13 protein-coding genes are annotated in these 14238 nt (G+C 72.4%); 10 read left to right on the top strand and 3 right to left on the bottom strand.

Annotated features, from left to right (window positions below):
• Nucleotides 1-140 precede the first annotated feature (140 nt).
• The 4 genes from ACIBO1_RS17205 to ACIBO1_RS17220 are packed head-to-tail and all read left to right on the top strand — an operon-like array spanning nt 141 to nt 3430.
• Nucleotides 141-1022: a carbohydrate ABC transporter permease gene (locus ACIBO1_RS17205; protein ID WP_396747790.1), complete on the top strand. Its 882-nt coding sequence runs from the start codon at nt 141-143 to the stop codon at nt 1020-1022.
• On the top strand, nt 1022-1906 hold the full coding sequence (locus tag ACIBO1_RS17210) for a carbohydrate ABC transporter permease (RefSeq protein ID WP_396747311.1): 885 nt from the start codon (nt 1022-1024) through the stop codon (nt 1904-1906). Before ACIBO1_RS17205 ends, ACIBO1_RS17210 begins: the two co-directional genes overlap by 1 nt.
• Nucleotides 1890-2522, top strand: coding sequence for a hypothetical protein (locus ACIBO1_RS17215; RefSeq protein WP_396747314.1), 633 nt, complete (start codon nt 1890-1892; stop codon nt 2520-2522). Before ACIBO1_RS17210 ends, ACIBO1_RS17215 begins: the two co-directional genes overlap by 17 nt.
• Entirely contained in the window at nt 2519-3430 is a 912-nt protein-coding gene (locus tag ACIBO1_RS17220; RefSeq protein ID WP_396747317.1) for a PmoA family protein, read from the top strand. Before ACIBO1_RS17215 ends, ACIBO1_RS17220 begins: the two co-directional genes overlap by 4 nt.
• A gap of 10 nt (nt 3431-3440) precedes the next feature.
• Here the strand turns inward: ACIBO1_RS17220 and ACIBO1_RS17225 are convergent, their stop codons facing one another.
• On the bottom strand, nt 3441-6065 hold the full coding sequence (locus tag ACIBO1_RS17225; RefSeq protein ID WP_396747319.1) for a CHAT domain-containing protein: 2625 nt from the start codon (nt 6063-6065) through the stop codon (nt 3441-3443).
• Nucleotides 6066-6229: 164 nt separating this feature from the next.
• Here ACIBO1_RS17225 and ACIBO1_RS17230 point away from each other — a divergent pair, with 164 nt between their 5' ends.
• The 3 genes from ACIBO1_RS17230 to ACIBO1_RS17240 are packed head-to-tail and all read left to right on the top strand — an operon-like array spanning nt 6230 to nt 8656.
• The gene (locus tag ACIBO1_RS17230) at nt 6230-7552 is read left to right on the top strand and encodes a S8 family peptidase (RefSeq protein WP_396747322.1); all 1323 of its coding nucleotides are present in this window, start codon (nt 6230-6232) and stop codon (nt 7550-7552) included.
• Entirely contained in the window at nt 7549-8217 is a 669-nt protein-coding gene (locus ACIBO1_RS17235; protein ID WP_396747325.1) for an RNA polymerase sigma factor, read from the top strand. Before ACIBO1_RS17230 ends, ACIBO1_RS17235 begins: the two co-directional genes overlap by 4 nt.
• A complete protein-coding gene (locus ACIBO1_RS17240; RefSeq protein WP_396747328.1) occupies nt 8192-8656 on the top strand; it encodes a hypothetical protein in 465 nt (154 codons plus the stop codon). Before ACIBO1_RS17235 ends, ACIBO1_RS17240 begins: the two co-directional genes overlap by 26 nt.
• Before the next feature lie 54 nt (nt 8657-8710).
• Here the strand turns inward: ACIBO1_RS17240 and ACIBO1_RS17245 are convergent, their stop codons facing one another.
• Entirely contained in the window at nt 8711-9739 is a 1029-nt protein-coding gene (locus ACIBO1_RS17245) for a hypothetical protein (RefSeq protein ID WP_396747331.1), read from the bottom strand.
• A 150-nt stretch (nt 9740-9889) separates the two neighbouring features.
• Nucleotides 9890-10897 carry a LacI family DNA-binding transcriptional regulator gene (locus ACIBO1_RS17250; RefSeq protein ID WP_131054782.1) on the bottom strand — a complete coding sequence of 336 codons (1008 nt, stop codon included), beginning with the start codon at nt 10895-10897 and terminating at the stop codon, nt 9890-9892.
• A 139-nt stretch (nt 10898-11036) separates the two neighbouring features.
• Here ACIBO1_RS17250 and ACIBO1_RS17255 point away from each other — a divergent pair, with 139 nt between their 5' ends.
• The 3 genes from ACIBO1_RS17255 to ACIBO1_RS17265 are packed head-to-tail and all read left to right on the top strand — an operon-like array spanning nt 11037 to nt 14207.
• A complete protein-coding gene (locus ACIBO1_RS17255; RefSeq protein ID WP_387263225.1) occupies nt 11037-12344 on the top strand; it encodes an extracellular solute-binding protein in 1308 nt (435 codons plus the stop codon).
• On the top strand, nt 12341-13345 hold the full coding sequence (locus tag ACIBO1_RS17260) for a carbohydrate ABC transporter permease (RefSeq protein ID WP_131054784.1): 1005 nt from the start codon (nt 12341-12343) through the stop codon (nt 13343-13345). The genes ACIBO1_RS17255 and ACIBO1_RS17260 overlap by 4 nt, the downstream gene beginning before the upstream one ends.
• Nucleotide 13346: 1 nt before the next feature.
• The gene (locus tag ACIBO1_RS17265; RefSeq protein WP_131054785.1) at nt 13347-14207 is read left to right on the top strand and encodes a carbohydrate ABC transporter permease; all 861 of its coding nucleotides are present in this window, start codon (nt 13347-13349) and stop codon (nt 14205-14207) included.
• Nucleotides 14208-14238: the final 31 nt, after the last annotated feature.

A 14238-nucleotide genomic window follows, 5' to 3' on the forward strand; every position in this document is an offset into this window, starting at 1 on the left:
CCCCGCCCCCCCGCCGCCCCCCCGTCGGGCCGCTGGGGGGGCCCCGCCCCGGGCCCCCCCCCCCCCCCCCCGGGGGGGGGGGGCCCGCCCGCCCCCCCCCCCCCGGGGGGGGCCCCGCACGGAACCGGCACGCGGAAGGTCTGGCCGGTTACGTCTTCCTGTCGCCCTGGCTCATCGGTCTGATGGCCATCACGGCGATGCCCATGCTGTTGTCGCTCTACCTCAGCTTCACCAACTACGACATCCTCACCCCCTGGTCCGAGGTGGAGTGGGTCGGGCTGGCCAACTACGAACGGATGTTCACCAGCGACCCGTCGTGGTGGCACTCGGTCCGGGTCACGCTCAGCTTCGCCCTGATCGCCGTACCGCTGAAACTGGCCGCGGCGCTCGGGGTGGCGCTGCTGCTCAACCGGGCCTGGCGCGGGGTCGGGCTGTTCCGGGGTCTGTTCTACCTGCCGTCGCTGCTCGGCGGCAGCGTGGCGCTGGCCATCGTCTGGGTGAACATGTTCAACCGGGAGGGTGCGTTCAACTCCTTCCTGGCGCTGTTCGGCATCGAGGGCAAGCCCTGGGTCAACGACCCGGACTGGGCCCTGGAGACCCTGATGGTGCTGGCCATCTGGCAGTTCGGCGCACCGATGGTGATCTTCCTGGCCGGGCTCAAGCAGGTGCCGACCGAGCTGTACGAGGCCGCGTCGGTGGACGGTGCCGGCAAGTTCCGGAAGTTCGTCAACGTGACGCTGCCGATGCTCTCCCCGGTGATCTTCTTCAATCTGGTGCTGGAGACCATCAACGGTTTCCAGGGCTTCACCGCCGCGTTCGTGCTCAGCAACGGCACCGGCGGGCCGGTCGACTCGACCCTGATGTACACGCTGAACCTCTACATCACCGGCTTCACCGACCTGGAGATGGGCTACGCCTCCGCGATGGCCTGGGTGTTCCTGATCGCCATCGCCCTGATCACGGTCGTCTTCTTCAGCACCGGCCGGTTCTGGGTGCACTACTCCGACGGGGAGGACCGCTGATGGTGGCGAGCACCGTGGCGCCCCCCGTGGCGACCCGCCCGCAACGCCCACGCAGCCGCTCCTGGCTGCGACTGATCGTGCTGCTGGCCATCGTCGCGGTGGTGCTCTACCCGCTGATCTGGATGATCGGCACGTCGTTCAAGTCGCAGCAGGAGATCGTCAACAACATCGGGCTGCTGCCGGAGAGGTTCACCCCGGGCAACTACACCAACGGGTGGAGCAACTTCGACGTCAGCTTCGGCCGGTTCTTCTTCAACAGCGCCATGGTCAGCCTGCTGACCGTGGTCGGCAACGCGGTGAGCTGCCTGCTGGCCGCGTACGCCTTCGCCCGGTTGAAGTTCCGGCTGCGTGGGATGTGGTTCGCCGTCATGATCGGCACCCTGCTGCTGCCGGGGCACGTGTTGATCGTGCCGCAGTACATCCTGTTCCGCAGCCTCGGCCTGGTCGGCGGCGACTGGCCGTACCTCCCACTGCTGATCCCGCAGTTCCTGGCCACCGAGGCGTTCTTCGTATTCCTGATGGTGCAGTTCATGCGGAGCATCCCGCGTGAGCTGGACGAGGCCGCCCGGATCGACGGCGCCAACGCGTACGGCATCTTCCGGTACGTCATCCTGCCGCTGAGCCGGCCCGCGCTGGTCACCACCGCGATCTTCTCGTTCATCTGGACCTGGAACGACTTCTTCCGGCAACTGGTCTTCCTGTCCAGCCTGAGCGACTACACGGTGCCGGTGGCGCTGACCCTGTTCATCGACTCCACCAGCCAGAGCGCGGTGGGACCGATGTTCGCCATGTCGGTGCTGTCCCTGCTGCCGGTCTTCGTGTTCTTCGTGGCCTTCCAACGGATGCTCGTCGAGGGGATCAACACCAGTGGACTCAAGGGCTGACGACGGCCACGACCGGCGCCTGCCGCGCCGCGACTGGCGGGATACCGTCCGCGACGCCGCCGACCTGGCGCTGGTCGGCATCCTGACGGTGCTCGCCTCGGTGCCGGTGGTGACCGCCGGTGCCGCGGTCGGCACCGCCAGCGCGGCCGTGCACGACTGGCTGGCCACCGGCAGTTGGCCGACGGCCCGGCAGACGTTCTCCCGGTTCGGCCGGGGACTGCTGCCGGGCCTGCCGGTGGCGCTGCTCGGGCTCGCCGTCGTCGGCCTGCTCGCCGCCGACCTGGTGGCGTTGGCCACCGGTCGGGTGCCTGGCGGGGCGCTGGCGTTGAGCGTCACCACCGTCGTCGCGGCGGGCCTGCTCGGCTACGCCGCCGCGGTCGTGGTCGAGGTGGGCTCGACCGGCGGCACCGGCTGGCGGTCGGCCGCCAGCCGGGCCGCCCGGGCCTGCCTCGACCACCCCGCGCACTGGGCCGCGCTGGCCGGCACCACCGTGGTCGCCGCGCTGCTCGGCGTGCTGGTCACCCCGGTCGCGGTGCCGATCCTCGCCGGGTACGCGCTGGCCGCGGTGCACGCCGTGGCCCGCCGCCGGCCGGTCGCCGAGGCGGAGCTGTCGTGACCGCCGCCGACCCGGTCGCCGGTACGCCCGCCACCGACGGCGATCCGCACCTGATGGTCGCCGGCACACCGGTCGCCCGGTACGTGCTCGCGCCCGACCTCGACGCCACGCACGGGCCCCGGCCCTACCTGCACCCGGTACGCACCCTGGCCGGCGTGCCGGTGACCGACGCGCTCCCGGCCGACCACGTCTGGCACCTCGGCGCCTCGCTGGCCGTGCAGGACGTCGACGGCACCAACCTCTGGGGCGGACGCACCTACGTCCGCGACGTCGGCTACACCTGGCGCGCCGACCACGGCCGGATCGCGCACGCCGGATGGGAGCACCGCTCACCCGACCGGCTCGACCACCGGCTGCACTGGCGCGATCCGTCCGGCGCGGTGCTGCTCACCGAGCGGCGCACCCTGACCGCCTCGGCGCTGCCCGGCCCCCCGGGCTCGACGCCCGCAGCGGGCCGCGACGGTGCCTGGCTGCTGGAGGTGACCAGCACCCTCACCGCTCCCGCCGACCGGCAGGTGACGCTGGGTAGCCCGGCCACCAACGGCCGCCCCGGCGGGGCCGGCTACGGCGGCTTCTTCTGGCGGGCGGTGGCGGACGGGCCACCGGAGGTGTTCACCGCCGAGCGGGACGGTGAGGAGACGGTCAACGGCTGCGACGAGCCGTGGGTGGCGATGCGGGCGAGGGCGCCGGGCGGGCCGGCGTACACCCTGGTGTTCAGTGGTCTCGGGCCGGGCGACCGGTGGTTCGTGCGGACCGCCATGTACCCGGGGGTCTGCGTGGCGTTCGCGTTCGAGGAGACCACGACGATCCCGGCCGGCACCAGCCGGCACGGCCGCTATCGGGTCGTCGTCGCCGACGGGGAGTTGGACCGCGCCACCGCCGCCACGCTGATCGGCGCTGCGCCCTAGGGGCACCCGGTCAGCCGGCGCCCAGGCAGACGAACGCGGCCGCGGTGGCGCGGGCGGTGCTGTCGCCGGTGGCGACGAACGCCTGCTGGGCGTCGGCGAGGGCCGAGGCCGGGCGGGCGCCCGCCCACATCCGTCGGTGCAGGTCCACCATCAGCGCGGTGGTGGGCTCGGCGGGCACCGGCAGGACGGTGGCGATCAGGCACCGGGTGCCCAGGGCCAGCAGCACCGCGGCGAAACCCATGATCTCGTCGCCGGGGCGTACGTCGGTCAGCCCCGACTCGCAGGCGGAGAGCACCACGCAGCCGGGTGGCCGGGCGACCCGCTCCCACTCGTAGGCGAACAGCGGCCCGTCGGCCAGCTCCAGTGTGGAGAACTGGGGGTTGTCGGCGCGGAAGGTGCCGTGGGCCGCGATGTGCACCATCCCGGCGCCGTCCAGCGCGGCGGTCAGCGCACCGGCGGTGGCGTCCGGCCCGACGAGCGGCCGGGCGCCCGGCAACACCTCGGCGAGCCGTTCGACCTCGGCCCGCCCGGCGGCCAGGCGCGGCCCACTGGCGAGCACCGGCGGGCCCGCCCACGTGGTCCGCCGGTCCGCCTGGAGCCAGGCCGTCGCGGAGGGGGCGACCGTGACGGCGCGTCCGACGCAGGTGGGCAACCCAGCCCAGGCCACCGAGTGCAGGACACCGACCGGGACGATCACCAGGGGCCGGTCGCCGAGGCGGGGCCGCAACGGATCGAAGAGTTGACTGTCGAGCGCCGCCGCGGCGTGGGCGGCCCCGACCCGTGCGGCGGTCGGATCCCCGCCGACGATCAGTCGGCGCAGTCCGAACCGGTGCCATCGGGCCAGCCTCGCCGCCTCGGCGAGCGGCCCGAGGTCGTGCAGGCTGGCCCGGCCGTCGCGGACCAGCACCGCCTTGAGCCGGTCGCCGTGGGCCACGAGTTCGACCAGGACGCGGAAGCCGAGCCGGTCGGCCAGTCGGCGTACGCCGGGCGGGGCGGTCACCCCGGCCGCGCCGGGCACCCGCCGGGCCAGGTCCCGGATGCGCTGTTCGAGTCGGGTCTGCCGACCGCGCAGGGCGCGTACCGGACGTCCGGCCAGGACCGCGTCCTCCAGGAGACCGCTGACGAGCCGTAGTTCGGCCAGCGCCGCGACCAGGTCGGGATCGTCGGGCGGCAGGGCGGGCCGCATGCGCAGCGCGTTGGCCCGCCACCGCTCGGCCCAGGCGAGGACCTGTGCCGGCGCGCCGGCCCGGATCGCGATGTCCAGCCCCTCGGCCGCCAGTTCCTGCCCGTACGCCCCGCTGCTGGCCCGCAGTTCGGTGGCGCCGAGCGAGGTCCGGTGCCGGTCGAGCACGCCCAGTCCACGGCGGAGCGCGCGGGCCGCACCCGCTTCGTCACCGCCCAGTCGACGCGACAGCGCCAGGGCGTACCAGCCCTGGGCGCGTCGCGGGGCGGTGCCCCGGGTCCGCGCGCGGGCGGCGACGGTGAACAGGGCCAGGGCACGGTCGGGGCGACCCACCGCGCTGGCCAGTAGTCCGGCGTCGATGCGGGTGACCAGCGCGGGGTCGGCCCACCCCGTGCCGTCGAGCTGGTCGGCGGTCCGCGTCATCGCCGTGAGCAGGGCCGGGGTCCGGGTGCCCCGGCGGGCCTCGGCGCGTAGCTCGACGTGCCGGGCGAACGCGGCCCAGGTGCGGCGGCCCTGCCGCCGGAACCGGGTCCGGGCGGCGGCCGCGGCCTCGGCGGCGGTGGCCAGGTCACCGGCGAGCAGCGCGGCCCGTGCCTGGGCGAGCAGCGCCTCGGCCAGGTCGGAGGCCATGCCACGGCGGCGCAGTTCCTGGATCGCCACGGCGGCGACCTGCACCGCCTCGTCGACCAGGGGCACCGACAGCAGCAACTCGAACCGGTCCAGCAGCAGCGCCGGCCGGGGCACGGCGAGGCGTCGGTACTCCTCGCCGACGGCGGCGAAGCAGCGCAGCGCCGCCGCGATGTCGCCGCGTCGTCCGGCCGCGATCCCGCTGTTCCAGCGAGCGTCGGCCGCCGCGAGGTCCAGGCCGAGCCGGTCGAAGGCGGTCGCCGCCCGGGAGAGGTCGTCGGCGCCGCCGGTGGTGCCCCGGTGGGCGTTGAGCAGGCCCCGGTTGTTGCGGGCGCGTGCCTCCAGCAGGAGGTCGCCCTCGCGTTGGGCGATGTCGATGGCGAGGCCGTAGTCCCGCACCGCCTCGTCGTATCTGCCGCGGTAGTGCAGCACCACCCCCCGTTGCATCCGGCCGCGACCGGCGTCGGCTCCGGTCAGGTCGGGCAGCGCGGCGGTGACGGCCCGCAGCGCCGCCGCGGTGTGCCCCGAGCTGGCCAGGACGTACCCGAGACTCATCCGGGCCAGCGCCCGGGTCCGGGCCGTGCCCGCGCTGCGCACCGCCCGACGGAGGTGGCGCCGGGCGCCGGCCAGGTCGTTGAGTTCGCGCAGCGCCAGACCGATGGCGCGGTCGGCGGTCGAGCGCTCGTCGTCGTCGGTTCCGGCGGCGAGCACCCGTTCGGCGATCATGATCGCGTCACTGGGGCGGCGCTGGACGGCGTCGAGTGCCGCCTGGGCGGTATCGACGCCGCCGGTGGTGCTGTCGGGCACCGGCGGAGAGTTCACCACCCGTTGAGTATCGTCGATGTCCCGCCGAGTGGTCGACAGGTGGCGGTGAGTATGCGCTTGGCATTGACATGCGCCGATCAAAGGGAAGAATTGACCGGAGACCGGGAATCCGCCGCACCACCACCAGTGACGTGCCGCCTCCCGAGTCGTCTGGGGGAGGACCCTTGCTGCCCGACCGTCCCGTCGCACCACCCGTCAGCACCCGGCTGTCCCGACGGCGCCTCCTGGCGGTGTCCGCACTGGCCACGGTGGCGGCGCCACTGGCCTCCACCGCGCGGCCGGCGTCGGCACTCGGCGACGACACCGCCGCCGACGACAGGGCGTACCAGCTCGCCTTCGCCGAGATGCTCGACGCCGACCGCAACGTGCGGCGGTACGCCGCGCCGGGCCGGGAGATGCTGTACCGGCCCCGGCAGTTGCTCACCGCTCCCGCCGACGCCCAGCGGGTCGCCGCCTGGCTCAGGGCCAGCGGCAACCCGGTGACGTTCGGCGTCGGCTTCGCCGGTGTCGCCCGGCTGGTGTTCGCCGGGGAGGCCGACATCCCCACGCTCGTGACGAAGCTGCGCGATCCCCGACAGTGGCCCGGAGCGCCGGTGCCCGTGGTCCAACCGCACCACGTCCTGCTCGGGCTCGGCAACATCATGGGCAACCCGGGCGGGCCGCCCCGGACGCTTGCCGCACTGCCGCCGCCGGACCCGGCCCGGCTCGCCGAGGGCGCGGGGGTGACGGTCGGGATCTGCGACACCGGCATCTGCCGCCAGGCCGGCAGCCGACACCCGCAGTGGCTCGGCGGCGCGTACCTGCCGGAGGTCGACGACGAGGACCCGCTCTACGTGCACACCGACGTGCTCGCCCCGCAGGGCGGTCACGGCACGTTCGTCGCCGGGGTGGTGCGGCAGGCCGCCCCGGGCGTACGCCTCGACCCTGAGACGGCGCTGACGCCCACCGGGGTCGGGGACGAGTCGATGCTGGTGGCCGCCCTGAGCCGACTCTCGGCCGAGGTGTCGGTGGTGAACCTCTCCCTGGGCGGCTTCACCCTCGACGACCGGCCCTCGGTGCCGCTGGCCAACGCGCTGGCGGCAATGCCGCAGGCGACGGCGGTGGTGGCGGCGGCGGGCAACGCCGGTGTCGACCGTCCGGTCTGGCCGGCCGCGCTGGACCGCGTGCTCGCGGTCGGGGCCGTCGAGACGGGTGCCGCAGGTGCGGTGGTGCCGACGGACTACAGCGGTCGGGGGCCATGGGTCGACGCCTGCGCCCTCGGCCGCCGCGACAGCACGTACGTCGAGGGGCGGCTGCCGTTGCCCGGACGACCGACCCGGCTGTTCCACCGGTACGCCACCTGGGCCGGCACGTCGTTCGCCACCGCACACGTCGCCGGCCGACTCGCCGCCCTGATGAGCGCGGGTGGCCTGAGCGCCGACGCGGCCCGGCTGGCCCTGCTCGCGGCACCGCGCTGGCACCCCGACTACGGCGTGCTCGTCGCGTGAGCGGCGCAGCGGAGCCCCCGAGCGGTGCCGTGGCGACCGACCGGAGCGTACGCGTCCTGGTCGCCGCCGCCGCCGACGGGGACGAGTCGGCCTGGGCCGAGCTGGTGCGCCGGTACACCCCGCTGGTGTACTCGGTGATCCGGTCGCACGACCTGAGCGGCGCCGACGCGGCGGATGTCAACCAGACCGTGTGGCTGCGCCTGGTGGAGCACCTGAAGCAGGTCCGCGAACCGGAAGCGCTGGCGGCCTGGCTGGCCGTCACCACCCGGCGGGAGTGCTACCGGATGTCCCGCCTCGTCCGGCGGACCCAACCCGTCGACCCGTCCGACGGTGCGCTCGACGCCTACCACGGGACCTGGGCGGACGCCGCGCCGCCGGACGAGGACCTGCTGCGGGCGGAACGGCGGCAGGCGCTGCGGGAGGGCTTCGCCCAGCTACCGCCCCGGTGCCAGGAACTACTCGCCCTGCTGATCGCCGAGCCGCCACCGAGCTATCGGCAGGTCTCCGACCGGTTGGGCGTACCGGTCGGCAGCATCGGCCCGACCCAGGCCCGCTGCCTGCGGAGGCTGCGGGGCTGCGAGGCGCTGGCGCCGTACCTCGGGCCGTGCCCGGACACCGGACGGCAGGGGGGTGAACGCGATGGAGCCGTGGCCGCCGGTCGATGACGACAGGTTCACGGCCGAACTGGTCGCCGCGCTCTGGGACTCCACGGGAGTGCCCGAGGGCCATCTGGCGGCGGCGCGGGCGGCGTTCGCCGAGCGGACGACGGACACCGGGCTGGCCCTGGCCGAGCTGACCTTCGACTCGGCGCTCGAGGCGGAGCCGGCCGGGCTCACCCGCTCGTCCGGTTCGGCGCGGAGCCTGTGCTTCCGGGGCGACGGGATCGTCCTGGAGATCGAGGTGAGCGACGCCGGCATCGTCGGCCAGTGTTCACCGGCCGGTCGTGGCCGGGTCAGCGCCCGGACCGTGAGCGGGATCTACGACGAGGCGACGGTCGACGCGGTGGGTCTCTTCTCGCTCGGGGTGCCGCCGACCGGCCCGGTGCAGCTTCGCGCCTACAGCGGCGAGTACGCGGTGGCCACCGACTGGGTCTGCCTGCGCTGACGTCACGAGGGTCGTGGGCCCCCTCGACCCACGACCCCCGCGACGCGGTGCGAGTTAGCCCTGCCTGCCGGTGCTGATCAGGTACTGCACACCGCCGAGGTCGGTCGACCGGGCCCCGCTGCTGTCCGGGCCGAACTGGGTCACGGTGAAGGAGATCTCCCGCTGGCTGTCCGCCGCAGCGGAGAAGAGCAGCGAGAACTCCGCCCGCTCACCGGGGTTCAGCGCCAGGTTGCCCAGGCTGGCCTTGGTGGGTTCGACGATCTCGACCTGGGTCCGGCCGACCGCCCGGACGCCGGTGCCGACCGCACCCCCGGCCCGCCAGCGCTCGAAGAGGTCTGGGCCGAGGTCGACGACGACCCGGCCGCCGATCGCCTGGAGCGGCTCGGCCGCCGCGAAGACGACCTCGTTCCGGGACGGTACGGTCAGCGAGTTGCCGATGGCGAAGGGCCGCACGACCGACGGTCCGCCCGCGGTGAGCCGGACCGAGTCGACGTTGCGCCATGCGATGTTGTTGTTGTACCGGGTGTTCGTGCTGATGTCCGGGCCCTCGAAGGTCATCGGGTCGGTCGCGGAGACCCAGCGGGCGAGCAGGCAGAAGTGCCCCGGCCCGGGGACTCCGGTCCACGGGATGGTGACCGTCGTGACGCCCGCGAACGCGACCACGTTGGCCGCGCCGATCTGGGTCCAGTGGGTCGGCCAGACCGCGCCGCCCCCCGGCGTGGTCCGGTAGACGCGGAGCACCCCGCTGCTGCCGCCCGAGCCGTACGGGCCGGGGTTGCGCAGCTTGATGAAGAGGTAGTTGGTGACGCCGACGATCGGGTTCTGGCTGACGGCGCACTCGATCGCGGTGGGGCAGACCTTGATGTCGGGGCTGGCCCAGAGCGGGTTCAGCGCGTGCGGCTCGACTCCGACGTCGGCGGTGGTGTCCTTGATGTAGACGTCGGTCCGGGCGGCTGCGGCGGCGGCCGGGACCGCCTCGACCGGCACCGCGGCGGCGGCGGTGACGGCCAGCAGGCCGGTCAGCATCGCGGCGGTGAGCCCGACCACCGTGGCGCGGCGGACCCGTCTTCCTGCACTGCTCATGACAGGTTCTCCTATCGAAGGAGCGTGCGCCGGTCACGGTGGGTGTCCGTACCGTTTCGGCGCGATGACGTTCTTCAGGAGCCGGTAACCGGGCCGGTGATACCTGTCGTCAGATGGTGCGAGGACGGGCGAATGCCCCGCCGGGCGGCGTCAGGCGGGGAACGGGCGGCAGGAGGCGCGGACCACGAGTTCGGTGGGGAGCCGGATGTGGGAGTCGCGCTCCACACCGGCGATCAGGTCGACGAGCAGCCGCAGCGCCTCGGCGCCCATCCGCTGGATCGGTTGCATGATGGTGGTCAGGGGCGGGTTGGTCAGCGCCGACTCCGGGACGTTGTCGAAGCCGATCACGGAGACGTCGTCCGGTACCGACAGGCCCATGCTCTGCGCCACGTCGATGGTCGAGATGGCGGAGAGGTCGTTGCCGGCGAAGACCGCGGTCGGCCGGTCGGGGAGGGCGAGCAGTTCGGCGGCGGTGCCGGCGGCGCTCTCGATCCGGAACCCACCGACGCGGACGAGCCGTTCGTCCACGGTCACGCCCGCGTCGGCCATGGCCTGCCGGAAGCCCGCCTCGCGCAGGCGGGACGACTCCAGGTCGGCGCGGCCGGAGATGTGCCCGATGCGGCGGTGGCCGAGCGAGAGCAGGTAGTTGGTGGCGAGCACGGCACCGGCGAAGTTGTCGGAGTCGACGGTGGGCAGGCCGGACGGCCCGGTGTGCGGGTCGACGGCCACCACGTGGAAGCCCTGCTTGGTCTCCACCACCGTGGGGGTGACGATCACGGCGCCGTCGATGAGCGTCCCGGAGAGCCGGGCCAGGGAGCGTCGTTCCCAGCCGACGGCGGCACCGGCCACGTCACCGCTGGAGTACGCCAGCAACTGGTAACCGGTGCCGGTGACCTCCGACGAGGCGCCCTTGAGCAACTCGGTGGAGAACGGTTCGAACTCGGCCACCAGAATCCCCAGCACGTTCGTACGGTGGCTGCGCAGGCTCTGCGCGCCGAGGCTGGCCTCGTAGCCGAGTTGGTGGATGACCTGCTGAACCCGCTCCACGGTCGCCTGCGCCACGCCGTACCGGCCATTCACCACCTTGGATACAGTCGCGACCGAGACGCCGGCCGCTCGGGCCACGTCCGACATGTTGACACGCTGCGGGAACGCCACGCCGACGATGATAGAGGGCTCGACGAGCGCTGCCGACGGCGAGTCGAAAACGTTATCGACACCGATTGACACTGAGTTACACGGCTGTAAAACTCGCCGGCAGGCCGAGCACCGCGACTGATACGTCGAGGAGATACCGATGGCTTTGAAGCGCCGCGTAACCACCGCCATAGCGCTGTCCATCACCACCGCACTGCTTGCCGCCGGATGTGGCGGCGGGGGTGAGTCCGAAGCTCCGGAGAGTGAGCTGTTCAAGAACCCGGTGACCCTGACCTGGTGGCACAACGCCTCCCAGGACGGGCCCGGCAAGACCTACTGGGAGAAGGTCGCCGCCGACTTCACCGCGCTCCACCCCACGGTCACGATCGAGATCGAGGGGATCGAGACCAACCAGCTCCAACGCACCCGGCTGCCCGCCGCGCTGCTGAGCAACGACCCGCCGGACATCTTCCAGGCGTGGGGCGGCGGCGAGATCCGCGAGCAGGTCGAGGCCGACTACCTCAAGGACATCACCGAGCAGGCGAAGTCCGAGGTCGACAACATCGGTAGCGCCGCCGAGATCTGGCAGGTGGACGGCAAGCAGTACGGTCTGCCGTACCGGATGGGCATCGAGGGCGTCTGGTACAACAAGGACATGTTCGAGCGGGCCGGCATCGCCGCCCCGCCGACCACGTTCGAGGAGCTCAACGACGCGGTCACCAAGCTCAAGGCGATCAACGTGATCCCGATCGCGCTGGGCGCCGGTGACAAGTGGCCCGCCGCGCACTGGTGGTACAACTTCGCCCTGCGCGCCTGCTCGGTGGACACGCTGAAGAAGGCCAGCGCCGAGACGGTCTTCGACGACCCGTGCTTCGTGAAGGCCGGCCAGGACCTCAAGGCCTTCATCGACACCACGCCGTTCCAGGACAACTTCATCGCCACCCCGGGTCAGAACGACCCGACCAGCGCCAACGGTCTGCTCGCCAACGGCAAGGCCGCCATGGAGCTGATGGGCGACTGGAACAAGGGCTCGCTGGAGACGGTGACCAACGACAAGGAGGCGCTCGACAAGTTCATCGGTTGGTTCCCGGTGCCGGCGATCTCCGGCTCCGCCGGTGACCCGAAGGCGGCGCTCGGCGGCGGCGACGGTTTCGCCTGCGCCAAGAACGCCCCGGGCGAGTGCGTCGAGTTCCTCAAGTACATCGTCAGCCCCGAGGTGCAGAAGGGCTACGCGCAGACCGGCACCGGCCTGCCCGTCGCCAAGGGTGCCGAGGACGGCGTCCAGGACCCGGCCCTGCGCTCCATCCTGGAGGCGACCACCGGCGCGACCTACGTGCAGCTCTGGCTGGACACCGCGTTCGGCAGCACCGTCGGTAACGCGATGAACGACGCGATCGTCGCCATCTTCGCTGGCAACGGGACTCCCGAGCAGGTCGTCGAGGCGATGAAGGCGGCCGCGCGCAAGTGACCGCCACCAACCCCACCACACTGGACCCTGCCGGCGGTGCCTCCGCGCCGCCGGCGGGGCTCCGGCCCGTCCGGCGCCCCTCGAAGGACCGGGCCGCCGAGACCCGACGCAAGTGGTACGAGATCATCGGTCTCACCACCCCGGCGATCGTCGTCTACGTGACGTTCGTCCTCGTACCGATGGGCTTCGCGCTCTACTACAGCCTCTTCCGCTGGCGTGGAGTCGGACCGCCCACCGAGTACATCGGGTTCGACAACTACGTCATGGCGTTCCAGGACCCGATCTTCCTCGACGCGTTGCGCAACAACGCCATCATCGTCTTCGGCTCGCTGCTGTTGCAGGGCCCGGTCGCCCTCGGCGTGGCCCTGCTGCTCAACCGGCACTTCCGGGGCCGCACCCTGTTCCGCCTGCTGGCCTTCGTGCCGTACGTGCTGGCCGAGGTCACGGTCGGCATCATGTGGAAGCTGATCCTGACCCCGAACGGCAGCCTGGACGCGCTGCTCCAGTCGATCGGGCTGGGCGGCCTGGTGCAGGCCTGGCTGGCCGACCTGGACATCGTCATCTGGACGCTGCTGTTCGTGCTCACCTGGAAGTACGTCGGCTTCGCCATCATCCTGCTGCTCGCCGGCCTGTCCAACGTGCCGCAGGAGCTGAACGAGGCCGCCGCCATCGACGGCGCGAGCTGGTGGCAGATCCAACGGCACGTCACCCTGCCGCTGCTCGGCCCCACCATCCGGATCTGGATGTTCCTGTCGATGATCGGCTCGTTGCAGGTCTTCGACGTGATCTGGGTGACCTCGGTGCCCGCCGTCCGCTCGCTCGGGGCCTCCGCCACCATGGCCACCTACATGGTGGACAACGGGTTCTTCGCCCGGCTGTGGGGGTACGGCAACGCGGTGGCGGTGATCCTCTTCGTCATCTCGTTCGTCGCGGCACTGCTGTTCCAGCGGTTCCTGCTGCGCCGTGACATCCAGGGTGCCACGACCGGAAGGGCGAACTGACGTGACCGCCAACGCCACCCTGTCCCCGTCCCGCCGGCGTCGCCCGGTGTCGTGGGGCAATCCCCTCACCTACGGGCTGGCCCTCGCGGTCGCGGCGGTGTCGATCGTCCCGGTGCTGTACGTCATCATCGGAGGCTTCCGCACCACCCCGCAGATCGTTGCGAACCCGGCCGGTCTGCCCGACCCGTGGGTCTTCGACAACTACGCCCGGGTGCTGACCCAGAGCGGCTTCTGGACGCAGGCGTTCAACAGCGCCGTGATCGCGCTGGGCACCACGCTCGGCGTCGTCCTGCTCGGGGTCTGCGCCGCGTTCGTGCTGGCCCGCTACACCTTCCGTGGCCGTGAGGTGCTCTATACCTTCTTCACGCTCGGCCTGCTCTTCCCGGCCGGCGCGGCGATCCTGCCGCTCTACCTCATGCTGCGGGACATGAACCTGATCAACTCCTACTTCGCGGTGATGCTGCCGCAGATCGCCTTCGCACTACCGTTGACGATCGTGATCCTGCGGCCCTTCCTCTCCGCGATCCCGCGCGAGCTGGAGGACGCCGCCGCGATCGACGGCACCGGCCGGCTCGGGTTCCTCTGGCGCATCATGCTCCCGCTGTCGCGTCCCGCCCTCGTCACCGTCGGGATCCTCGCGTTCGTGGCGAGTTGGAACGCCTTCCTCCTGCCGTTGCTGGTCCTCGGTGACGCCAGCCTGCACACCCTGCCGTTGGGCGTGCAGAACTTCTCCAGCCAGTACACCTCGGACACGGCCGGAATCCTCGCCTTCACCTCGCTGGCAATGCTGCCGGCACTTCTCTTCTTCACGTTCGCCGAAAAGCAGATCGTCGGTGGCCTGCAGGGCGCGGTCAAGGGCTGAGCGGCGCGGCCCGACGAGAGCCGACGCGGCG

The sequence above is a fragment of the Micromonospora sp. NPDC049903 genome (genome assembly GCF_044460945.1).
Lineage (GTDB): Bacteria > Actinomycetota > Actinomycetes > Mycobacteriales > Micromonosporaceae > Micromonospora.